Annotated in this window: 13 protein-coding genes, 2 pseudogenes and 4 CRISPR repeat arrays; of the genes and pseudogenes, 8 read left to right on the forward strand and 7 right to left on the reverse strand. The window is 62.9% G+C overall.

What is annotated here, in order from left to right:
- Nucleotides 1-369, reverse strand: a pseudogene (locus BKH20_RS03970) (transposase family protein); the annotation flags it as partial.
- Nucleotides 370-512: 143 nt separating this feature from the next.
- Nucleotides 513-987: a CRISPR direct-repeat array (repeat unit 37 nt; unit sequence GTCAGAAAGCACCCAGCACCAGAAGGTGCATTAAGAC).
- 405 nt (nt 988-1,392) lie between these two features.
- Nucleotides 1,393-1,863: a CRISPR direct-repeat array (repeat unit 37 nt; unit sequence GTCAGAAAGCACCCAGCACCAGAAGGTGCATTAAGAC).
- Nucleotides 1,864-2,802: 939 nt separating this feature from the next.
- Here BKH20_RS03970 and BKH20_RS03975 point away from each other — a divergent pair.
- The 3 genes and pseudogenes from BKH20_RS03975 to cas2 all read left to right on the forward strand — a co-directional run bounded on the left by BKH20_RS03975 (nt 2,803) and on the right by cas2 (nt 4,187).
- Nucleotides 2,803-3,453, forward strand: a complete 651-nt coding sequence (locus BKH20_RS03975) for a reverse transcriptase domain-containing protein (RefSeq protein WP_075390020.1) — start codon at nt 2,803-2,805, stop codon at nt 3,451-3,453.
- A gap of 244 nt (nt 3,454-3,697) precedes the next feature.
- Nucleotides 3,698-4,020, forward strand: a pseudogene (gene cas1, locus BKH20_RS15015) (CRISPR-associated endonuclease Cas1).
- Entirely contained in the window at nt 3,957-4,187 is a 231-nt protein-coding gene (gene cas2 / locus BKH20_RS15020) for a CRISPR-associated endonuclease Cas2 (protein WP_075390047.1), read from the forward strand. Before cas1 ends, cas2 begins: the two are co-directional and overlap by 64 nt.
- 77 nt (nt 4,188-4,264) lie before the next feature.
- On the opposite strand, the gene BKH20_RS13940 is transcribed toward cas2, so the two are convergent.
- The 5 genes from BKH20_RS13940 to BKH20_RS04010 are packed head-to-tail and all read right to left on the reverse strand — an operon-like array spanning nt 4,265 to nt 12,970.
- Entirely contained in the window at nt 4,265-6,565 is a 2,301-nt protein-coding gene (locus BKH20_RS13940; protein WP_075390022.1) for a hypothetical protein, read from the reverse strand.
- A 1-nt stretch (nt 6,566) separates the two neighbouring features.
- Complete coding sequence (locus BKH20_RS03995) at nt 6,567-7,136, reverse strand: hypothetical protein (protein WP_075390023.1); 570 nt, start codon at nt 7,134-7,136, stop codon at nt 6,567-6,569.
- Nucleotides 7,129-8,958 (reverse strand): RAMP superfamily CRISPR-associated protein, encoded by a 1,830-nt coding sequence (locus BKH20_RS04000; RefSeq protein ID WP_075390024.1) that lies wholly within the window; start codon nt 8,956-8,958, stop codon nt 7,129-7,131. Before BKH20_RS04000 ends, BKH20_RS03995 begins: the two co-directional genes overlap by 8 nt.
- On the reverse strand, nt 8,955-10,877 hold the full coding sequence (locus BKH20_RS04005) for an RAMP superfamily CRISPR-associated protein (protein WP_075390025.1): 1,923 nt from the start codon (nt 10,875-10,877) through the stop codon (nt 8,955-8,957). The genes BKH20_RS04000 and BKH20_RS04005 overlap by 4 nt, the downstream gene beginning before the upstream one ends.
- Nucleotides 10,874-12,970, reverse strand: coding sequence for a Cas10/Cmr2 second palm domain-containing protein (locus BKH20_RS04010; RefSeq protein WP_075390026.1), 2,097 nt, complete (start codon nt 12,968-12,970; stop codon nt 10,874-10,876). The genes BKH20_RS04005 and BKH20_RS04010 overlap by 4 nt, the downstream gene beginning before the upstream one ends.
- A 348-nt stretch (nt 12,971-13,318) precedes the next feature.
- On the opposite strand from BKH20_RS04010, the gene BKH20_RS13945 reads away from it, so the two are divergent.
- From BKH20_RS13945 to BKH20_RS14215, 5 genes are all read left to right on the forward strand, one after another.
- A complete protein-coding gene (locus BKH20_RS13945; RefSeq protein ID WP_075373666.1) occupies nt 13,319-15,673 on the forward strand; it encodes a hypothetical protein in 2,355 nt (784 codons plus the stop codon).
- A gap of 60 nt (nt 15,674-15,733) precedes the next feature.
- Complete coding sequence (locus BKH20_RS04020; RefSeq protein WP_256693027.1) at nt 15,734-16,477, forward strand: hypothetical protein; 744 nt, start codon at nt 15,734-15,736, stop codon at nt 16,475-16,477.
- 262 nt (nt 16,478-16,739) lie between these two features.
- Nucleotides 16,740-17,582: direct repeats of the CRISPR family, unit length 37 nt; unit sequence GTCAGAAAGCACCCAGCACCAGAAGGTGCATTAAGAC.
- A 399-nt stretch (nt 17,583-17,981) separates the two neighbouring features.
- Nucleotides 17,982-18,302: a CRISPR direct-repeat array (repeat unit 37 nt; unit sequence GTCAGAAAGCACCCAGCACCAGAAGGTGCATTAAGAC).
- Between the two features lie 621 nt (nt 18,303-18,923).
- Nucleotides 18,924-19,391 carry a hypothetical protein gene (locus tag BKH20_RS04025; RefSeq protein ID WP_075373396.1) on the forward strand — a complete coding sequence of 156 codons (468 nt, stop codon included), beginning with the start codon at nt 18,924-18,926 and terminating at the stop codon, nt 19,389-19,391.
- A complete protein-coding gene (locus tag BKH20_RS04030; RefSeq protein ID WP_075373397.1) occupies nt 19,381-19,986 on the forward strand; it encodes a DUF6036 family nucleotidyltransferase in 606 nt (201 codons plus the stop codon). The genes BKH20_RS04025 and BKH20_RS04030 overlap by 11 nt, the downstream gene beginning before the upstream one ends.
- Nucleotides 19,987-19,996: 10 nt before the next feature.
- Entirely contained in the window at nt 19,997-20,137 is a 141-nt protein-coding gene (locus BKH20_RS14215; protein ID WP_178387912.1) for a hypothetical protein, read from the forward strand.
- Between the two features lie 1,124 nt (nt 20,138-21,261).
- Here BKH20_RS14215 and BKH20_RS04035 read toward each other — a convergent pair.
- Nucleotides 21,262-22,578 (reverse strand): hypothetical protein, encoded by a 1,317-nt coding sequence (locus tag BKH20_RS04035; RefSeq protein ID WP_256693028.1) that lies wholly within the window; start codon nt 22,576-22,578, stop codon nt 21,262-21,264.
- Nucleotides 22,579-22,794 lie beyond the last annotated feature (216 nt).

Here is a 22,794-nt window from a genome sequence, read left to right on the forward strand (position 1 = left end):
CTCCAGGGCAAGGGCCCGCAGCCCCCACTCCACCGCCGAGCGGGTCAGCCGCGCCCGTGGCTGAGCCAGGCCGCTCGTGTCCTGCCTCCACACCCGGCGGCAGCCGGTGCAGGCGAAGCGCCGCACGCGTACCACCAGCTGCGTGGGCCTCCACCCCACCGGCACGTGGGCCAGGCGCCGGGCCACCGTCCCACGGGATACTCCCTGGGCCCCGCAGGCTCTGCAGAACGGGTCCTCAAACCCGATCGGCATACGGCACTCGATCACCGCGCGCTTGGCCGTGAGGTGCTGGCCCACAGCGGTCAGTCCCAGGGCATTCAGGCCCAGGAAGGTCGTCAGATCAGGGCCGGTGAAGGTAGTCTCAGGCACGTCGAGGTCTCTCGTGACGGTTGTCTAGCAGCTCCCATCATCGGGGGACCTCGACCCCTACCCACCGCAACGACGCACCCACCCCTCCACTCCACCTATGCACTTCAATAGGCTCCACCTACCACACCCTCAAACACGAAGAGCCCAGAAAGCACCCAGCACCAGAAGGTGCATTAAGACATCACCATGAGAGACACCACCCCTGTAACGGGGCTATTGTCAGAAAGCACCCAGCACCAGAAGGTGCATTAAGACTTTGATGGCGGGCATCGTGCCACCCCTTCGTGCGTCAGAAAGCACCCAGCACCAGAAGGTGCATTAAGACGTCTGGAGAATATCATTCGCGTACTGCTGCTGGCACTTGTCAGAAAGCACCCAGCACCAGAAGGTGCATTAAGACTCCGGGTCCGCCCCGAACTCTTTGAGGTCTCTCACGTCAGAAAGCAACCAGCACCACAAGGTGCATTAAGACTTTGCTGAGGTCTATCATCATCGCTTCGGCGTCGTTCGTCAGAAAGCAACCAGCACCACAAGGTGCATTAAGACTAACCCATGCCGGTTTAGCATAGGGATCTCCTAAGTCAGAAAGCAACCAGCACCAGAAGGTGCATTAAGACACGCACGGCAACGTGCATCACGTCTGGCTTCCAGCCAAGTCAGCAAGCGCCCAACGCCAGAAGGCCTATTGACAGGACTTACAGCCCACCCTCATCTCCTTAACAAGCTGAGCGACCAGGCGGTTCGGCGGAGGAAGCGCTCTTGACGCCGAGTCCAGGGCTCGACTCCATCTCCACCACAGTAGGTTGTGTCCGCAGTCACAGGCCGGAACGTCGATCTTTTGGCTTGACGTCGTTGGAAGCTGGTGGCTGAAGGTGCCTGAGGGGGCGTCGGTGGCGCTTGGCGTCAGGACGCCGAAAGGTGGTTAAATAGGGGGCGTGCCGGCCGGTCCCGCGGGGTGCTTGCGGAGCCGGTGGCGCCCCAGCCCCTGGGAGTGGCGCAACGACGCCGTTCTCAGAGGCAGGGGTCAGAAAGCCCCCAGCACCAGAAGGTGCATTAAGACGTACACAGTGTGAATAGTGATCTTGTGGTCACGAGTGGTCAGAAAGCACCCAGCACCAGAAGGTGCATTAAGACATGACGTTGTCCGAGTGACGCTCGGCCAGGCACGTGTCAGAAAGCACCCAGCACCAGAAGGTGCATTAAGACGCGGGAGTCTGAGCACCGATCATCCGACCGTTTCCCGGTCAGAAAGCACCCAGCACCAGAAGGTGCATTAAGACTCAGCACGAACTCCAATCTCCAGCCTGTCACGCACATGTCAGAAAGCACCCAGCACCAGAAGGTGCATTAAGACTTTTAGTGACGGAGTGTTCAAGCAGCGACGTCATTGTCAGAAAGCACCCAGCACCAGAAAGTGCATTAAGACGGGAACGCGATCTTCATGACGTCCTCACCTGTAAGGAGGCACCCAGGACCAGAAGGCACATCAAGACACTCTCTGCCGGTCGCCTCGCGCTCTCCAACCACAGGAGCCCTAAGTCCTGCCGGACCAACAGCGGAAGCCGGATGCGTCGACGGTCACGGGTGGGAACGTCGACCTTTTGGCTTGACGTCGTCGGAAACTGGTGGCTGAAGGTGCCTGAAGGGGCGTCGGTGGCGCTTGGCGTCAGGACGCCGAAAGGTGGTTAAATAGGGGCGGTGCCGTCCGGTCCCGCGGGGTGCTTGCGGAGCCGGTGGCGCCCCAGCCCCCGGGAGTGGCGCAACGACGCCGTTCTCAGAGGCAGGGGTCAGAAAGCACCCAGCACCAGAAGGTGCATTAAGACCTCAGTCGTTCTGGTAGATGATCTCCTCGTAAGCACGTCAGAAAGCACCCAGCACCAGAAGGTGCATTAAGACGACAGTGCCATCGAAGGTACGGAGTCTGTTTCTTGGCAGAAAGCACCCGGCACCACAAGGTGCATTAAGACGAGTCGGACCAGCCGTGCGACCATCCGGGCGGGCAGCGTCAGAAAGCACCCAGCACCAGAAGGTGCATTATGACCTCCAATAGCATCCTACGACAAACCAAGAAGATTGAAAGGCAGAAAGCACCCAGCACCAGAAGGTGCATTAAGACCTGTGGATGAACCCGCTCTGCCGGTTGTACGCGTACCGTCAGAAAGCACCCAGCACCAGAAGGTGCATTAAGACTCCTTGCAGAACCAGTCGTACCAGCCGTTCTCTAGTCAGAAAGCATCCAGCACCGGAAGGTGCATTAAAGACCATCCGTCTTGACAGCAGTCACGGTAGAACCATCAGGCCAGAAAGCACCCAGCACCAGAAGGTGCATTAAGACTTCTACCCCGATAGGGACATTCACTTGTGCCAGGGTCAGAAAGCACCCAGCACCAGAAGGTGCATGAAGGCATATAACGGCACGTGCCGTGAGATCGCATGCAGATCTTCACCCTTATCCGCCAGCATCTCGATGACTTCCTCACCGAGCTCTCCGAGTCCCTGCGCTCAGGAACCTACGAACCCGACCCGCTCCTGAGCTTCGGCATCCCCAAGGGCACCTCCGGGGAGGTCCGCACCCTGCACATCCCCTCCATCCGGGACCGGGTCGTCGAGCGCGCGGTCGTCAACACGATCGTCCACAGGGCCGACCTCGCCATGTCCCCCTGCTCCTTCGCCTACCGGACGGGCATCGGCACCGACGACGCCGTCGACCACCTCGCCAGGCTGCGAGACACCGGCTACCGCTACGTGCTGCGCACCGACATCGAGGACTACTTCCCCAACCTCAGCATCGAGGACGCCCTGGCCGCCCTCTCCCCCATCGCCGGCTGCCCGCGCACCATCGACCTCATCCGACTCATCGCCCGGCCTCGGCGCGCCAGAGGCGAGCGGCGCACCTGCAACCGCGGCATCGCCCAGGGCTCCTGCCTGGCCCCGCTCCTGGCCAACCTGGCCCTGACCGACGTCGACCGGGCCATAGGCGACGCGGGCTACGGCTACGCCCGTTTCGCCGACGACATCGTCATCTGCAGCCCCCCCATGAACCCGACCTCCTGGAGGCCCTCGAGCTCCTCGACTCCCTCCTGACGCCCAGAGGCCTCCGACTCAACCAGGAGAAAACCGCCATGACCAGCTTCGATGAGGGCTTCTGCTACCTGGGGACGGACTTCTCCCGCAGCTTCCCGCCCGTCGACCCCCGCCACGACATCAAGGGCCGTCCCGACCCGGACCAGGTGGTCTACGTCGGCCGCGACGGCGCCCGCGTCCACATCAGCCAGAACCGCCTCATCGTCGACGGCGCCGACGGCCTGCCGCAGACGTCGACGAGCTCATGGAGTTGGAGGGCGCCGTCTCAACGGCCTACTTCGGCTGCCTGTCCGGACTGGTCCCACCGGAGGTCGCCTTCGACGGGCACAGCCGCCGCCCAAGGACCTGGCCAACGCCGCCCTCTCCTACACCTACGCGATCCTGCTGGCCGAGTGCACGGGCGCTCTGCGGCCCGCGGGGCTCGAGCCTTCGCTCGGGGTGCTGCACGCCTCCACCGACAAGCGTCCCAGCCTCTCCCTGGACCTCCAGCGCGGCAGGCCCACCTGGCCGCCGCGCTGGAAGGCTGGGGCTACCAGCTCCAGGAGTCCGTTATCCAGCTGCAGCTAGAGCCCGCCGAGCTCGACGAGGTGCGCCGGCAAGTCACCGAGATCATCAACCAGGCCAACGACGTCATCCACCTCTACCCGCTGTGCGACTCCTGCCTGACACGCAGCGAGATCCACGGGACCTCGCCCGCGCTCGACGACGCCGGACTGTACCGAGCGGTGTGGTGAACCGGCGGCACGCCGAGAACGCGCGGCTCACGAGCGCACCCCACCCCGTCCGACGACGACCGTGTCTTGCGCGACGATCAGTGCCGCCGGCCGCGGTGACGAGCCTTGCCATGGCGACCGCCTTGACGCCCTTCGCCATGCTGCCGTCCACCATTGCGGTTGCCCATATTTCCATTTCTTTCCGGATGATGAATACTCAAAGGCTTTCTCGCTTGTTCCCCAAACAAATCTCTTGGTGAAATCCCTTTATTTCGCTTTGGTGCACCAGTCCGACTATCGGTTATATTGTTTTCCTTATTTTCATCCAGAGTCATGTAACGAACCTCAACCCTATCGGCATAGCCGTAGGCGGCACGTCGCATAGCCCGAACCCAAGGCTCCCTCGCGAGGAACTCTTCCTTCGGAAGCAAGAAATCAGCCGAAGAAACACCCTTACCATCAAGTCCGTCACAGCTCTCTAGCGACATATAATCATTCGCTAGATCCACACCCGACTTAGCCTTCAGAGAATTCCCCACCATGCGAACCTCAACAACGCCCAGACCGTAAGGTTTGCCGAGTCCCATGCGCAAGTATCCAACTTTATTTCCACTGGAATCTCGCTCTTCCTCAGGGACGAGATTCTCAGGGGTAAGCACCCACAACAATGCGGCAAGTTCATCTCGGGAAAGATTCTCGTAGCGAAGAGTGCACTTTAAATCACTTCCCGCTTTAATCCAGGAATTCACCGCCAACCGAACCGCATCATTACTAGACTCCTCGTCTTTCGCACCCAACTCCTCTTGATTACCCTTAGGAAATTCATTCTTACCCAACTGGTTCCGATGAACCGGATAGCAGGCAGCACCCAAGTGCTGCCCTTCCCTAAAGTAATCACCACGCCTCAGAGGACCACCGGAGGCGGTAAGCGGAGTCTTCCCCGAACTGTCCGTAAGGAAACGACGCGCGGACGACACTTTAGGAGAAAGCAGAGGAGGAAGCTCTCTCCGGTCCCTGCTGATGACAGCATTGGACGAATCCACCGCACTTATACTGATGCGCCCACGCGACGCAACGTCGCCTCCGACGGCACCCCGCTCAGGACTGGGAACGACATACCCAAACACCCTGTCCGCTGCTGATGCACGACCCTTATCATCGACAGGGAACACACCCTGTCTCTTCGCCAATTCCGCTGGAGACAAGTCATAGGTTCGCCGCCCCACCATGGTTGGCAGCACTGCCAACACCTTGACATTGCGATTAACCTGCCCCTCAACCGCACCATCATCTAAAGTTTTTGCACTCAACACCACAAATACGGGATCATCCTTCAACAACTGTCCAAGCTTCTCTCGCTCCGAGCCATCAGCCGCCCGATTGAGTAGACTTCGACTTTCCGGCCGTTTACTCATTTCCACATATGAGCGCACAATCTTCTCATATTTTGAGATGACGTCCGGAGGTAGTGCAACGACAGTCCCCTTTTTCTCTCGCCACCTTCCGTCCTTTCCTTTCTTTACCTTGAAGAAAAATCTCTCGTATTTTTTATCCTTATACAGGTCTTCTGCGTATTTATTGCGAGGCGCAGTCCGGCACGGAAATCCATGGGCAGCAAACTCCTCACCTTCAATTGGAGCCCTGAAGAATCGCTCAAAGTCTCCTTCTTCACCGATATCTTCATTCCAGACATGGGTGACCATTATTTGTTTCCCTGACTTTCCGTACCATTTTGTCAACTTTACATACACCCATTTACCATGCTCGGTTCTATCCCTGAACTCCGACATGACTTCAGCCTCAGTTGGAAGCTCACCAGACTCCCCTGACTTAAGATTGGGGTGACCTTCTAACACAATAGTTCCAGCACCTTTTTCAACTGAATCCCTAAGCAACGCCATCTCGTTTTTATTTCCAGTTCCGTTCAGGATCTCAACCGCCCACCCCTGGATCTCGTCATCATAATATACGACACCCGGGAAGAGGCCGTTGGCCTGTGCAGGATCGACGCGGTACGTAAGGGGCTCATCATGTCCGGCAAACACCCTGAAACGGGAGCAGGTTAGCGTCTCAAATGCGCGAGATATCATCCCTTTGATCATTGTTGGCGGAACTATCGCTTTTCCGTTTACGTCAACAGGAAGAGAGACGCATGGCCTTCCTTGCTTATTGACCTCACGGCTCGATGAGGGCTCAGCACTCTGTTCACCAAACACGAGAGGTGTCTTGACGGTGATTTTCAGATCGACTGACCCAGTCCATCTCGCAGCAGCAAGATGATCATGGGCAGGCGCGACATCATCCTCGAAGAGGTCGGAGGAGTAACCTTTTTTCTGAGCTTGTTCTCTCGGCACCGGAATCCGGTTGACGGCGGAGTGGAACGGCTGGAACGCGGTCATGTCAGCCCCACCTTCCGGTCATGAGCTCGTCGGCGAATACGGTGTTTCCGTACGTCTCCTCCACGGTGAAGACCTCGATGCTGTCCATGATCTCGCTTTTCTCTCCGTGCTGGAGATAGCTGTTCTCCCGAACCCAGCAGTCGCTGCCGCCCGGGACACTTTCGCAGGATTCCCCGACCACGATCTCAGCGGCCCCACTGCCGTTAAGCCACCGCAGCTCGTGGGCCAGGACGCCGTCCTCGCCGGCAACGTTGCCGCCGTCGTCGGTCTTCTTGTCCATCACCCGCCACAGGCGCAGCTCGAAGACCGTGTCCAGGTCGATCTCCTGCTCCCGGGAACCGATCTGGCCTTCCCTCTCGATCAGGCTGGTGAGCCCGGAAGCCCCCGCCCTCCTCACCGAGTAGGCGCCGCTGGTCGTGTAGGCCACGCCGTTCATCTCGCCTCCCAGGTCCTCGGCGCGTTCAAGAACCCATTGAAGCTCGGTGCCCCCGGGCTGATCGGCTCCCGCGCCGGGCATGTCCTTCCAGACCGCCTCTCGCAACGGCTCCGGCTCCCACGTCTTCTCAGGCATCCCGCTCCTCCTTGTCCTCAAGCGGCCTCTCGCTGCTGCCCACCAGGTAGGAGGACCATCCCTCCCAGCCGGCTCCGGCTCTCGGATTCCTCTCGATCCCGGAGCTCACGTCCCTGAGCCCCTTCAGAATCCGCCGAGGAAGCGACTCGCCCGTCCCGTCCTCCGCCTTGAGGGAGCAGTTCTCGATCCCCAGGCCCTTGCCGCCGGTCACGGCCATGGCCTTGACCTCGACCTGCCCCATGCCCCGGGTGCCGCGGCTCCCCAGCGGGAGTGTCCCGGCGGCCAGCTCGGCGAGCACCAGCCCCAGGAGGCAGAAGGCGGCGCGGCTGCGGTCCTCGCCCCGGCTGTCCACCTGCCCATCCGGCTCCCCCAGGCCCGCCCGCGCGTTGGTCAGAAGCCGGTCGAGGTCGAGCTCCAGAACGATGCTGTTCCAGGTGGAGTCGTAGACCTCCTCGCTGTAGAGCAACCCGTCCGCGACGCCGCCGGTCCACCGGTCGCCGGCGTTGTGCGTGACCTTGCGGCTCGGGCCGTCCTCGGCGGCGAGCGTGTCGAGGACCGTCAGCGCACCGCGGTGGATCGTCGACCCGAACAGGTCCCGTACCAGGCTCGGATCCTGCGCCAGCTGCTCGTGGACGCCGGCGTCCGACCAGTCCGCCACCGTGCTCGGGTCCTTCTTCGCCAGCAGGATGGTGCGGGCGATCCGCGTCGCCCGGGTCCTCAGCGCGCCGCGGACGGAGCTTCCGGGCAGCACGATCGGGTCGGTCTCCTCCGGGCCGGCGCGCAGGGGGCGGGCCGGCTTCGTCTCCTCAGAGTCCGCGCCCTCCGCCTCTCCCGGCGATCCGTCTGCGGCCCCGGCGTCGGAAGTCTTCTTGGCGTCGTCCTCCGGAGGCTCGGCCACGAGGATCCCGGTGGGACTGTCCCAGGTGATCTCGATCCGCATCCGGCCGCTGCCCCCGCAGTCCACGGGGGCGACGTCGACCGAGCGGCCGCCGGCGCCGGAGAGCCACTCCTCCAGGCCCGCCCGGCTGCCCGGCTCCGCCTTGGTGAGGATCCAGGCCCTCTCCGAGTCACTGAGCGCGGCTCTCCCCCACCCGGCGTTCTGCCGGCCACCGAAGGCGACCCTGCCGTCCTTGACGAGCCCGATGATGAGCGCGAAGAGCTTCTCGACCTGCTCCGGCCCGGGCGGGGCGACATCACCCTGAGGCACCTCGACGCCGTCGGGCAGCCCGGCCTCCGCGGTGATGGTCAGGGCGAGCTCCTTGCCGCGGGGCAGGTACTCGTGCTCGAACAGCGCGGTGTCGCCGGCCGAGCCCCAGTACCGGTCGATGGCGTTGCCCATCCGGGTCGGGAGCACAATCTTGTGCTCCCCATTCCTCTCATAGCCCTCGGTGGGCAGCTCGACCGTGTGCACGGTGATCGCCGAAGCCCGCAGCGGCGCCGCCGAACCGGCCCCTCGGGTTCCGTCATCGCCCCACAGCTGCCGCAGCTCGCGTTCGGTCGGTCCGACGGCGCCGCCGTGCTCCTCGAGGAATCGCTGGCAGGCGGCTCGCAGGGCGCCCTTGACGGAGCGCCCGGTGAGGACCGGACGACCGTGACCGTCGCGCGCGAATCGCCGGGCGACGGTGGTCCGTCTTGCCTTGGACTTCTTCTTGCCGTCTTCGGTGGCGTCATCGAGTTTCTCGGAATCGCTCGCCGGCGTGGACTCATCGTCGCGAGAGTCGACGGCTCCACGCCGGCGGTCGACCACCTCGTCGATGCCTCCCGAGTGGAGGGGCGCGTCCGTCACCAGGTGGACGGTGAGCTCATAGCGGGTCACGCTCATCGCTGAGCCTCCTTCGATGCCGCAGCGCCATCAGCGGTCGGTGCGAGGTCCTCCCCGTGAAGGCTCCTCAGTGTGAACGTCTCCTTCTCCAGCAGGGGGTGCCCGACGACGAACCGTCCGAAGCCCTGCGCCCGCAGCTCCCCGATACCGACGGCCGCCAGGGCCGCCAGCCTCTCCGGGGCGGTGGTTCTCACCTTGAGGACCGAGCCGGCCTGGATGGCCATGCGGGTGGCCCGGGGCTGGTGGCTCGCCGCAGACCAGGAGTCCACGCGCCGGTGCCTGACCCCGGCGTTGAAGCGCGTCTCGTCCGCCTCGGCGAGCTCGATGGGGGCGCCGGCCCGCTCGAAGGCGGCGAGCAGGTCGGTCAGGCTCCCGCCCGGGCCGAGCCGGGATGAGCGGGCCAGTACGTCGGAGGTGAACCAGATCGTCGTGTCCTCGGCGTCGACCACCTGGGGCGCCGGGCTCGGCGCGAAGGCCGAGAGGGTGCACTCGGTCTCCCCGAAGGTGCCGCTGAGGCGACGCGCCCCGAGGCGGGCCCGGTACCCGGTGCCGGCGAGGGCCTCCAGCTGCTCACCGATCCGCTGGTACAGACGGGTTGAGACCGTCACCGTCGCCTGGAGGCTCAGGCCCGCCGGGAGCGCCCGCACCAGGTAGAGCTGGCCGTCCCTGGCCGCCCCGGTGGCGGCGTCGTGCGCCGTGGACTGCCGCCCGATGAGCGCCGGGGCGCCCTTCGCGCCGGCGGCCGGGAAGACGTATCCATTGCGCAGCGGCTTGTGGACCTCGTTCTCGGGCTCCTCGGCGCACATCCGGTTGCAGACACGCATCTCCTCGTCGCCCTCGCCCTCAGCCGTCTTGGGCTCCTGGCTCTCGGCTCCTTGGCCGACCTTGGGGCTGGAGAACACCAGGGGCATCGGCAGCCCGCGCTCCCCCTGGTAGGAGACGACGCCGTCGGAGACGAGCAGCTCCCCGTTGACGACGGCGTCGCGGACCTCCCGGACGAGGGCCTCCGATGCGCCGGGGGCCTGGGCGACGGTGCGCGTGATGAGCCGGTGCACCCAGGGCAGCAGGACGGTGCCGCGCAGGAAGTCCAGGGAGCGGATCTCGTTGGACATGGGGACCTCGTAGGAGACCACCGGGGTTCGCAGGTCGACCGTCAAGGTCGCCTCGTGGAAGGCGCCGGCGGCGGTGGATGCACGGCTCGCCTGAAGGACCGGGGCGGCCGCAGCGGCCGCGTCCGCCGCGGGAGGCTGCGGTGCGCCGCGCCCCTTCCACCTGCCCAGCTGTGTGCGGCACCAGTCCTTGACGGCCCGGGCGTCACCGGGTTCGTGGTCGGCGTGGATGAGGACGTCGCAGACGCCGTCGCCGGCCGCCCGGTTGGAGCCGATTGCGCGCACCAGCAAGCCCGAGAGGGCCAGGAGGAGCTCGGCGGCGTCGCGCTGCTCGTCGCTCCAGGTCAGGGGGCGTCCGTCCCTATCGACGTCGGACAGGGTGACCTCGCCGCGCAGTCGGCAGGCGCCGGCGCGTTCGAAGATCCTCAGGAAGTCCTCGCGCGCTGTGCCGGTCCTCTCGTCGATGGACAGGGAGATGACCTCGTGGATGAGGTCGGTGGGGTCGGCCGGTGGGTCGATGAGCCTGGCGTCGGAGAAGGTGACGAGTCGCGGCGCCAGGTCGGAGCCGAACAGTGCGGAGGCGAAGGCGCGCCAGGAGCGGCCGGAGCCGTCGTCGAGGGCCTGGGCCGCGAGGAGCGACTGCTCCCGCACGACGCCGGCGAGCACGGTCGCGCGCACGATCGGCAGGCCGCGCTCGTCCTTCTCGACGACGGAGTCCACGCCGCCGGCGACGCCGGTTCCGGTGGTGACGCCCCAGTCGGAGTGGAAGGTGACCGACAGGGGGAAGGAGGTCGGGGATGAGGGGCTCATTCGGTGGCCTCCGATGCTGTGTTGGGGGCCTCCCCCAGGCTGGGGAAGAAGGAGGGCGGGAGGAGGTCGGAGAGCTCCAGGAGGTCGAACATGGCGCCCAGGCCGCCCAGCTCGGTGTCGATCCAGGTGCCGATCTCCTCGCGGGCCGCCTCCCACTCGTTCCAGGCGTTGACGAGCGACGGAGGGACCCAGTCCTCCTTCTTCTCAGACGCCTCGGAACCCGGAATCTCGCGGTCCCCGGCCTCAGCGGTCGGAGCGTCCGTCACGTCGTCGTCACGATGAGCGGCTCGTTCCCGCACCGCGGCGGACAGCAGCCCGCAGATGCGCGCCGCCCGGGTGCGTGGGAACGGTTCGAGGACGGTCTCGTTTCGGCTCTCGTCGGTGCTGCCGAGGGGCACCCCCTTGAACCGGGCGACGCGCTGGCAGGTCGCCTCCCAGGGCTCGTGGCGAAGGTCGTTCGGCGAGGAGTCGGCGGATGTGCTGTGCTCGCCGTCGCCGGAGCCGGCGGTTCTGGAGCCGTCGTCGCGGGTGCTCACGGCCGACGACGTCTCGTCGTTGAGCAGGCGGAAGGGACGGGTGGTGAAGCTCTCGTAGCCGCGTATGGCCTCGTCGGGGTCGAGGACCGTGGTGTCGAACAGGACGTGGTAGTCGAGTGTTGAGCACGGCGGGCACGCCGTCTTGCCGACTTTCTTGGCGCGACCAACCAGTTTCTCGGCCAGCTCGTAGGCGATGTGGAAGGGGAAGTTGCGTTTGACGATGGCGACGCCGGCAGCGGCGGTCATGGGGCCGGTGTCCTGGCCCTCGGGCGGGGTGAGGTAGCACAGGATCGGGTCGTTGCCGGTGGCCTCCTCGTAGTGACGGAGGTAGGCGGCGGCGAAGGGGAGGGCGTAGTCGCCGCTGGTGATGACGGTGACGTCGTCACCACCGAGGATCACCGGGACGACCGGGATGACAGTGTGCCCCCGCCCGGCCCGGTCGTCATCATGTTCGGACAGCTCGTCGATTCGCGTCCATGCTGCGGCGAAGGCGTGCTCGACTGCGTTTTGCAGGCGCTTGTTGACCGCCCGAAGGAAGCGCCGCAACGCGTCGGGGTCATCGCGGTCGCAGCCGACCTTGGCTTTGAACACGCCTGGGACGACACGGTCCTTCGAGGAGTTGAGCTCCTTCATGATGCCGCCGACGCCGTTGCCGTCGATGTGGATGACAGCGACCTTGGACAGGAAGGCGTAGTCGCCGGAGTCGATGTCTGAGTCAGCGGTGCTGCTGGCGTCCGGGTTGGACTGGATGGCGTGCTCAAGCGGACGGAGCTCCTCTGCTCCCTGCGCGATACTCTCCTCAGGTGACGGCCTGCCCTCATCACCCACCGGCTCGATGCCCTCAACGAAAACCTGGTGGAGCTTCTTGGCCAGCATCGTCGGGTCGCGGGTGAGAAGCGCCTGCTTGTCTGAGAGGTCGGAGCTGCGATCGACCCCCTTGTCCAGGAGATCGAGCCGTGCCTGGTACGCCCCGTAGCGCCGGACGCGCGAGGCCAGCGACAGCGCGTCCTGGCGATCATCCTTGGCCTCGTCCCAGGTGGCCAGCGGCGGGGAGGCGGGCAGGGAGGAGTCCTTGGCCCGGCTGAGGAACGGAAGCTGGGAGAAGCGCGCCTCGGCGGGCGGGCGTTGGAGGGCGTAGCGGGCTGCTTCCGCGTGGATCTCCTTGAGTGCGCTCTCGGTGACGTAGACGGGACCGGACTGCGGATCGGAAGGAGTGGGCAGGGAGATGAAGACGCCGGAGACGTCCATGCCCGGCGCCTTGGCGAGAGCCGTACGCGTCACGGCGCCGATGACGTCCTTGGCCTGTTGGGCTGAATCCACCAGGAAGATGACCTTGCCGGAGGACGTGGAGACCCACTGGGACTCGTGCGGTTCTCGGCCGTCGGGCAGTCCGCGAGCCGCGCACCAGGCTGCGGCCGCGCCCTTAGCGAGAAGCTCCTGCGCAGTCCATTGCTCGAGCTTGGTCAGCAGGGAGGACGCTCCGACGCTGTCCCGCAGCCGCGGCGAGGAGAAGATGAAGCGCTGATTCCCGTTGGTTTCAAGCATGACAAGGTGCATCGTCAACTCCGTTCGTACGGTGGCGCGGCTGTGGGCCCCGGGATAGTCTTACCAGACATCCGGTTGGCGTGGCGAGCGTTCACCCAGAACAATGACGTCCTTGACAAACATTGCCATGCGGGTTTATGGTCGCCGGTTTTCCCCGCTACCCCAACAACACGCAACAACATCCAACCTTGTAAAAACTCTGCGCACCTGCCGCGGGTGTGGCACTGTTACGGGGCAGGCGACCGCCTCTCAACCAGCCCGCCGAGTAAGCAGTCAGGCTGCAGCAGAGTATGCCGACGCGAGCCTCATTTCCAGCACCTCAAGGGTGCGCCCGCACCATTCAAAGGAGAAGAGTCAATCATGCTGCTTGTTCATATCGCAGGTACAGCAGATCTTGGGATCCCATTAAAGAAGGGGAATCGCAAGCGCGCCCAAGAAGATATTGAGGATGACTTGGCGTCTCGTCTGGCCGAGCTTAACTCCCAAAGAACTTCCTCCGGCATCGCATCCCGGCTTCTGGAACTGAGCTTCGACCACCAGATAGACATCGACACCGACGAAGAAGACGCTTCGACACCCCCCGGCAGCGCACTGAAGAAAGAGATACGAGCCCTGTCGAGACTTGCAACCAAAGACGTCAGCCAGGCAGATATTCTTATCATCGGCGCCGAAGGGGGACGCACCCCCACAGACCAGCTCGCACGCTCTCTCGCTCATCAGCTCAGCGAGATTTCTGACGACATATCGGCTTTAGCCGGAGTGGATGACATCCACATCGAATCCTGCATTTTACCAGACCTTACGGTTAACCAGGCGAGCACCGAGCTACTGGAACATACAATAGGTTTACATAACGGGCACATTCTTCTGCCCATTGGGAGTGGGGCAAGTAAAATATTCTCAGAAGCTGCCGGTGTCGCTGCATCCACGCACCCGGATGGCTGGTCTCTTGTCCTGATTGACCGCACAGCAGATGACCCCGACGCACAGGACGCACCACCACTCATCGACATGTCAGTCCGCGCCGACCCAGCCAGGGGATGGCTCATGGGACTCGGACTACCGACGATTCTGAAGATGTCATCTCCCACTCCAGACGAAGAGGTCAATATAGCCGCCGAATCGGTTGAAAGGGTCATGGGAGAATCGAACACCTCGCCCACCCCTCACGATTTCGCTCAGATAGTTTTGGCGGACGTCTCGCGAGGTGACCTTGCAGCCGGTATGGCCGTTCGGTCCTGGATCATTGCTGAGTACCGACGGCGTTTACAGGAGTACAACGACTCCAACGGTCTTAACATCTCCGACGTATCACTCGCAAGCAAAGGGAGACCTTTGACGGTAGGGGAATCCATAAGAAAGGCGAAAAGAAATCCTTGCCCGCCAAATGACTGGCTTGCCGCACAGTCCGACCTCAACGACCTCGGCGTTGACGCAACTCATCATTTCGGCACGCCGAGTTCAGCAACCGACCCAAGCCAATTTTTGGACATCGTCCGGCACGCACTAGGAGAACCACCATCCTGGTTAAGCTGGCCATCGGAACAAGTGTGCTTCCTTACAACCAAGGGGCTTGATGGGCGTCTTCCGCTCATCGACTCACTTCTTCTTCAGCCTCCCGCAGAGATTATCAGTAGATCCTGCTCTGTTCCCCCACCCCTGCAGGTCAACACCTTTATTGCATGCTCTGAGAAGTCCTGGACCGCCGGGCATGACGTAGCCGAAGACATCAGAAACGATAGACTGGATCGCCTCCCTTCCTGGGAACCGACAGGAAATGGCGTAACAATTGTTGTCAACTATGGCCCCTCCACAACCGACAACGGAGCTCAATCCCATGAGATTGAAGCGACGATGCGAGATCTTAAAGCAGAGGCTATCAGTTGGATTGCCCGGCTGCCGAAATCCCCTCGCGCCATTATTGTGACGAACCTTGGAGAAAAACCCATCTTCATCACACTCCTTCAGGCCGCACAGGAGTTTGGTTCGGCACACGGAATTCCGGTGTTCTTGGCGTCCAAGGAAGATAACAGCGCGTCCTTGCAGTTCCACCAGCTCGGGCTTGACAAGGACACCCGCCAGGCCCTCCTGGACGCAACTGAGTATTGCCTGAACCGCTTCGATCTTTTGTCTGCCAGCAGGCTTCTTGCCTTGGGCAGCCCCGAGATGGGCAAGTTATCCAACACTGCTACTGAACTAGCAAACCAACTTGTCGAGGCCGTCAATGCCGCCGATCTTGACAGCTTCGCGGGCACCGTTCTGGGAGCAATGGAGGCAGCTTCAAACTTGATCGCAGGTCTTCCTTCTGACGCTCAGGCGCGCATCATCACCATCATCGCAGAACTCGTGAACATTCCAGATCGCAATCGCCCCAAGGGCTTCATCCAGCCTCGCGTCATGGCGAACAACAAGAACGATTCCGGAAAAACGGATCTCAAAGCAGAATCTGCCGCACACCTTCTAGGTCTCCTTGTAAGGGCGCGTAACAAGCTCCCGATTACTCATGGCAATCAGTCGCTTGCGGAGATCATGCCGACTGTCCTTGAGAACTACCAGCAGCGCGATACCTGCACGTACCCAGCCCTCCTCCGTTTCGCCATTAACGCGGTCGAGGCCGAGCACAATGTGTCGGCCGGGGATTGGGGCCGTCGGTTCCATTCACTGCGGGGCCAGGTGAAGGCGCTGGGGAAGACTGGCGACGGGGAGAAGCCGTGACCGGTACCGGTCCCCAGTGCGGCTGCGACCCACCGTAGAGCCTCGTCAATCTCACGCCGCATGACGTTGTCCTCGACCTCGGAGCAGGGAGAGGGCTCGATCTGGCAGCTCCACCGGCTCTCGCAGACCTGGGTGGCCTACGCAGGGTCCCACGGGTGCTCCTTCTGCCAGGTTCAGCAGGGAGGGTTCTTCCCGCTGGCCCAGGTTGAGGGGCGTTTCATCGAGGCGATTCTGCTCATGCTGCTTCAGCGCTTCCGGGCCTCCTCGCTCATGGCTCGTCTGGCCGACGTTCAGCCGCGTGCTGCGGATGAGGTGGATCGTGTGATCGAGCTCGACTCGGAGGCGGTCGGGTTCGTCGTCTCCGAACAGTGGACCATGATGACCGACGCCGACAGACAGCTCGACGCCTTCCTGACCTACCTGCTGGACACTTACCGGATTCCTCTGCTGGTTGAGGAGGCCAGAGATCAGGCGCACAGGCTCCGCGAGAACGTACTGATGCGCATCGGCCGCGCCGACCAGAAGGCCGAGGAGGAGCGCGCCCGCTCCACGCGAGTCATGGAGATCGCCTTGGCGGTCCTGACCTTCATAGGCCTGCCGCTGAGCGTGTTCCTGGAGATCTGGTCCAACTGGGAGGCCGCCAAGGGTATCGCGGTCCGGCACCAGAGCATCGGCGGCTGGGACGCGGGATGGGGGTGGATTCTTGGCTTCGGTCTTATCGGGTCGGTCCTCATCGGCGGCGGGATCTGGCTGCTCGTTGACAAGGTGGGCGGCCGGGTGGCTCGGCGTGGGAAACGCTCCTGACGCCGAGTCCAGAGCCCGGTTCCACCTCCACCACACCAGGATGTGCCCGCAGTCACAGACGGGAACGTCGACCTTTTGGCTTGACGTCGTTGGAAACTGGTGGCTGAAGGTGCCCGAGGGGGCGTCGGTGGCGCTTGGCGCCAGGACGCCGAAAAGTGGTTAAATAGGGGCCGTGCCGGCCGGTCCCGCGGGGTGCCTGCGGAGCCGGTGGCGCTCCACCCCCCCCGGAAACGGCGCAACGACGCCGCTCCCAGAGGCAGGGGTCAGAAAGCACCCAGCACCAGAAGGTGCATTAAGACTAGAACATTCATGAGGTCTCACGTCCCAGTCACACGTCAGAAAGCACCCAGCACCAGAAGGTGCATTAAGACGAAGGTCCTGAGTGTGTCGAAGCCGATCCAGCCGTCATGTCAGAAAGTACCCAGTACCAGAAGGTGCATTAAGACTCACTCTCAAACTGTGAGAACTGGAGCGGCACGTCGGTCAGAAAGTACCCAGCACCAGAAGGTGCATTAAGACAGCTGGGCCTCCCACTCAGGGATCTCTTCGCCCGTCAGAAAGCACCCAGCGCCAGAAGGTGCATTAAGACTGACTGCGTCAAGGCGCCCCAGAAGCTCGCTGATTAGTCAGAAAGCACCCAGCACCAGAAGGTGCATTAAGACTTGTCACGGTCACTCTCAGCAGCCAGCAGCTCGTCAACCGTCAGAAAGCACCCAGCACCAGAAGGTGCATTAAGACTCTCGGTGTGAGTCATCCATCGGAACGACTCGACGTCAGAAAGCACCCAGCACCAGAAGGTGCATTAAGACCTTCAAAGACCTCGGCAATCCTGTCAATGACATCCTGGTCAGAAAGCACCCAGCACCAGAAGGTGCATTAAGACTACTCAGCAACATGGCACTCCTTATAGATGGCATAGTCAGAAAGCACCCAGCACCAGAAGGTGCATTAAGACGAGATCCGGAATATCATTAAGAAGCCTCTCGAGCTTCGTCAGAAAGCACCCAGCACCAGAAGGTGCATTAAGACTGGTACACCCACCCAGGCAGCTACAGCAACCAGCCAAAGTCAGAAAGCATCCAGCACCAGAAGATGCATTAAGACTGAGGTATTCACCTCCTCTCCTCCGAAGTTTCGGCGTCAGAAAGCACCCAGCACCAGAAAGCCTATTGACGGAACTTACAGTCCACCCTCATCTCCTTTACGAGCTGAGCGGCCAGACGGCTCGGCGGAGGAAGCGCTCCCGATGTCGCACGGGCCCGACTCCTCCACCACCACACCAGGATGTGCCCGCAGTCACAGGCGGGAACGTCGACCTTTTGGCTTGACGTCGTCGGAAGCTGGTGGCTGGAGGCGCCCGAGGGGGCGTCGGTGGCGCTTGACGCCAGGACGCCGAAAAGTGTTTAAATAGGAGCGCTGCCGTCCGGTCCCGCAGGGCGCTTGCGGAGCCGGTAGCGCTCCAGCCCCTGGAAATGGCGTAACGACGCCGCTCCCAGAGGCAGAGGTCAGAAAGCACCCAGCACCAGAAGGTGCATTAAGACTGAGAACCTCGCGCCTATATGCCCTAACGCGTCAGAAAGCACCCAGCACCAGAAGGTGCATTAAGACTGGTAACGAGAATCTCATATTCGGCAACGGTGCGGGGTCAGAAAGCACCCAGCACCAGAAGGTGCATTAAGACGAACCTCCGAGCGACACCCGAGTGGACCCCAATCAGTCAGAAAGCACCCAGCACCAGAAGGTGCATTAAGACCGTTGTTCCTTCTTTGCATGGTATCTCCTTCCATGGTCAGAAAGCACCCAGCACCAGAAGGTGCATTAGACCATTTATCCACGCCTCGGTGGCCCTGAGGTACTCCAACCAGAAAGCCCCCAGCACCAGAAGTGCCTATTTACGGGGCTTGCCGTGAGGTGGTTGCCAACAGCGCCAGAAAACGGCCAGTCCAACCGCCAGTCCCTTGAACAGGCCCTCCAAGCCGACCCGAACCACCCCACCACCACGGGCGCCGTCCTCCTCGACGACCACCAAGGCCTCCACCCCAGGTGGATTCGTGCCAGGTGAGCTCGCAGGATTCCAGCAAGCATCACGCAGTCGAAACGCCTACAGCGCAGGGAACGGCCAGCAGACGCAAAGCCAGGCGGCCGCGCCAAGGAGCCCAGCCGCCCGCTCGTCACCCACTCACGGGACACAGTCAACGCGTCGGCAGACCAACATCCATGTCCCACACCAGCATTGCTTCAGCGGCGACGCAGAGGCAGGGCCATGACGCCACCGAAAGAACAGTTGCCAACGCCAGCCTTTAACTTATAACTTAAGTACGTGACTACGATTCAGGAGGCCCGGCGCAGCCTAGGCGTTGCGCAGAGTGAGCTAGCACAACGCCTAGGGGTTTCTGCCGCCTCCGTATCTCAGACCGAGACACGAGAAGCGCGAGGCGACATTACGTTGCGCACGCGCGCCCGCTATCTCAGCGCGCTGGGCTTGGAGGATCTCGGGATCGTGGCCCCACACATCCCCGACAACACAACGCCCCTCCCCGACCTCGACCCCGGTATCACCAGCATCACTCCGGACAGCGCTGCGGCCTCCAGCCGCTCACGACGCCGCAGCCTCATGCTCCACCGACTGGTCGATGCATCCATCAACTGGTCGGAGACGTCATCCTGGCACCCACAAGTTGTCACCGGAATCGCACGCAATGAACACTCGGTTCAAGGGACGCTGCACCGGTCGGCTCTCGAACGCTGGAAGTCATGGATAGAGTCAGGCGACATCGAAACGATGCGTGAACGCATGTGCGCCGAAGACGAGGACGCCTGCCTGCTCCGAGACGTCTCCCCCATGGCGGGATTTCTCAGCGCACCCCAACGCCAGGCCGTCATCTACTGGGAGAGGAAGCACTATGCAGCGTGAGCAGTTCTACCACGCCATTCGTACAGCCTGCACAATCATCAACAGAAGCGAGGTGACCGTCCTCGGCTCACAGTCCATCCTCGCCTCCTTCTCCGAGGACGAACTGCCCGAACGCGCCACACTATCCCGCGAGATCGACATTCTTCCCATCGACGACAACCCTGAAACCGTCAAAGAACTGGCGGATCTCATTGAGGGAGTCGCTGGCGAGCTTTCTCCTTTCGAGCAACTTCACGGCTTCGCAATCGACGGCGTCGACGATTCCACCGCGATCCTCTCTTCCGGATGGAGAGACCGCCTCATAGCTGTTTCAGGACCTGCAACTTCTCTTCCCGGAAGCACACTAAGTAACACAGGCTATTGCCTGTCACCAGAAGATCTGTGCGTCGCAAAATTGTGTGCCAACCGCGACAAGGACAGAGAATTTGTCGGCGCATTGCTGGACGCCGCAATCGTCAATCCTTATGACGTCATGAACCTTCTCGAACTCCTCGACGAGCAGCACGAAGAAGCCAAGGCACGAGCACAGTCCTTTCTTCATCACTGGAAAGACAGTAAAACATCAAGGTCCAGACCAACCGCAGGCTGCGGATGAGGTGGATCGTGTGATCGAGCTCGACTCGGAGGCGGTCGGGTCCATCGTCTCCGAGCAGTGGACCATGATGACCGACGCCGACAGACAGCTCGAGGCCTTCCTGACCCACTTGCTGGACGGCCAGGCGGCTCGGCGTGGGAAACGCTCCTGACGCCGAGTCCAGAGCCCTGCTCCATCTCCACCACAGCAGGTTGTGGCCACAGTCACAGGCGGGAACGTCGACCTTTTGCTTGACGTCGTCGGAAGCTGGTGGCCGAGGGTGCCTGAGGGGGCGTCGGTGGCGCTTGGCGTCAGGACGCCGAAAAGTGGTTAAATAGGAACAGTGCCGGCCGGTCCCGCGGGGTGCTTGCGGAGCCGGTAGCGCTCCAGCCCCTGGAAGTGGCGCAACGACGCCGTTCCCAGAGGCAGAGGTCAGAAAGTACCCAGCACCAGAAGGTGCATTAAGACCATAATGTTTGTCATCGTTGTCTCCTTGCTTGACCTGTCAGAAAGTACCCAGCACCAGAAGGTGCATTAAGACTCCTCAGCCTGGGCACTGACACCGAACCAGGTCCCGTCAGAGAGTACCCAGCACCAGAAGGTGCATTAAGACGTTTAGAGGTTGTCTTCGAGGACGATCTGTACCTTGTCAGAAAGCATCCAGCACCAGAAGGTGCATTAAGACTCTCCCGTGAGCAGGTATCCCACGCTGGTATCCAGGTCAGAAAGCACCCAGCACCAGAAGGTGCATTAAGACCTTCAGCCGCAGCTGGTTCATAGTCATTCTTCATGCGTCAGAAAGTACCCAGCACCAGAAGGTGCATTAAGACATCTGCGCCTGCAGCGCGGCGATCTGGTTCTGGCGTCAGAAAGCACCCAGCACCAGAAGCCCCTATTCACGGGGCTTGCCGTGCGGTGGCTGCCAACAGCGCCGGAAAACGGCCAGTCCGATCGCCAATCCCTTGAACAGGCCCTCCGAGCCAACCCGAACCACCCCACCACCACGGACGCCGTCCTCCTCGACGACAACCAAAACCCCCACCCCAAGTGGATTCTTGGCAGGTGAACTCGCAGGAATCCAGGAAACGTCACGCAGCCAAAACGCCCCTACCGCAGGAGCCGGTCAAGCAGACGCAAACCAAAACGGGCGGCACCAAGAAACTCGGCGGCAGCAGCCCACTCACCGTTCATTCCTCGCCCGCCCACGAGCGGGCAGGCAGTCATGCGACCAGGCGGTCAGGTGGCCGGGCCGACAGCCCAGCCAAGCCGCCCCGCGCCCCGCGCGCCGCCCCCGCTTCAGGCGCGGCGTAGACGCAGGATGACGAGGCCGCCGGACAGCAGGATCGCCGCCACGGACAGCACGCCGATCGCCACACCCGTCACCGGCAGCCACCGCTCCCGGACACTCTGGGCGGAAGGCCGCTCAGCGGCGCTCGTGAGCCCCTTCGCGTCCTGGCTGCTACCAGCACCCACCACGACCTCGTTGTGGTCGCCGTCCCCGGCCCCACCCGCGGACTGCGCGCCGGAGCTTGCGCCATCCGGCACCGAGCCGCCGTTGGAAGACGGGGCCCCCGCAGCCGGGCCCTGCTGAGCCTTCGCCTGGGGCGAGGCCGACGCCGAGGCCGCCGGGGCCGGCGTCGCAGCGCCACCCCCGGCGGCTCCCGCACCGCCACCGGTACGCTGCTGATCCGCAGGCGCAGCCGCGCCACCAGCAGGAGCGGACCACTGCGGGCGCGCCACCAAAGCCACCTCAGCCATCATCTGCGCATCCAGGGTCTGCGCCTGGGCGGTGCCCGTCGAGGCCCGCACAACCTGGTTGTTGCCGACATAGATGCCGACGTCGTAGACGTTCCCGAACACCGTGGACTGGGCGGGAGCCGAGCCGGAACCACCCTGCCCCCCGGACAGGGGGTTGGAGAAGAAGACAATGTCCCCGGGGCTGATCGAGCCGTCCGTGTTCAGCCACAGACGCCCCTGGGAGTGGAACCAGCCGGCCAGGTCATCCGGCTTCCAGCTCCCGGAAAGGTCCTGCCCGACGTCGGCCCGGTAGCCGACCTGAGTGTTCTGGTCCGCCGCATACGTCGTGTGCGAGTAGTCCCAGCCGGAGAGCACCATGCCCACCAGGGCGGAGGACGTGATCGCGTACGGGGCGGGGCCACTGGCACGCGCATTCGCCCCCGACAGCGGCGTAGGACGCGACGCATCCGACACCAAGGACCCTCCGGCGCTGACGAAGGACTGGGTCCGGGCCACCACGTCGTTGGCGGCGGCACCATCCGGGCCGGCGGCCGCAGAGGCGGGGAGCCCCTGCGGCACGGCCCACTGGCCATCAGCCAGCATGACCGAGACAGCGCCCAACGCGCCCCCGGGACTGACACCCTCCACGTTGTAGGTCAGGCCGCCACCATCACCGGGCGCCTCGTCACCGAGAGTCGTCAGAGTGCCCGAAGCACCGCTGACCTGCGCCATCTCAGCAACCGTATTAAACGTGTTGCCGGAGGTCGGCTCCGCGGACACCGGAGCCATCATGGGGATGCTCAGCGAGGACGACAGCACCACCGCACCGGCGAGACCAACCAGCCTCGGAGCGCGTCGACGCACAGCCTTCTTCACTGTTACCAACAGTCCTTCCACGTCACCCGCCGGGAGGGGCATCCACCGGCGACCTGCACTTGTTATCTTAACGTAACGTACGCGACTCCGACCACCTTGAAAAGGGGGCACATCGCAGTTCGCGGGCCCCTTGACCGCCGCCCGACGACGGCGCCCAGGTGCCACATCCCGTTATTTTTCCGTCTTACCCTCAGGTTGCGTCAAGGTTGACCTGGA

Origin of the sequence: Actinomyces oris (assembly GCF_001937445.1) — a bacterium.
GTDB lineage: Bacteria > Actinomycetota > Actinomycetes > Actinomycetales > Actinomycetaceae > Actinomyces > Actinomyces acetigenes.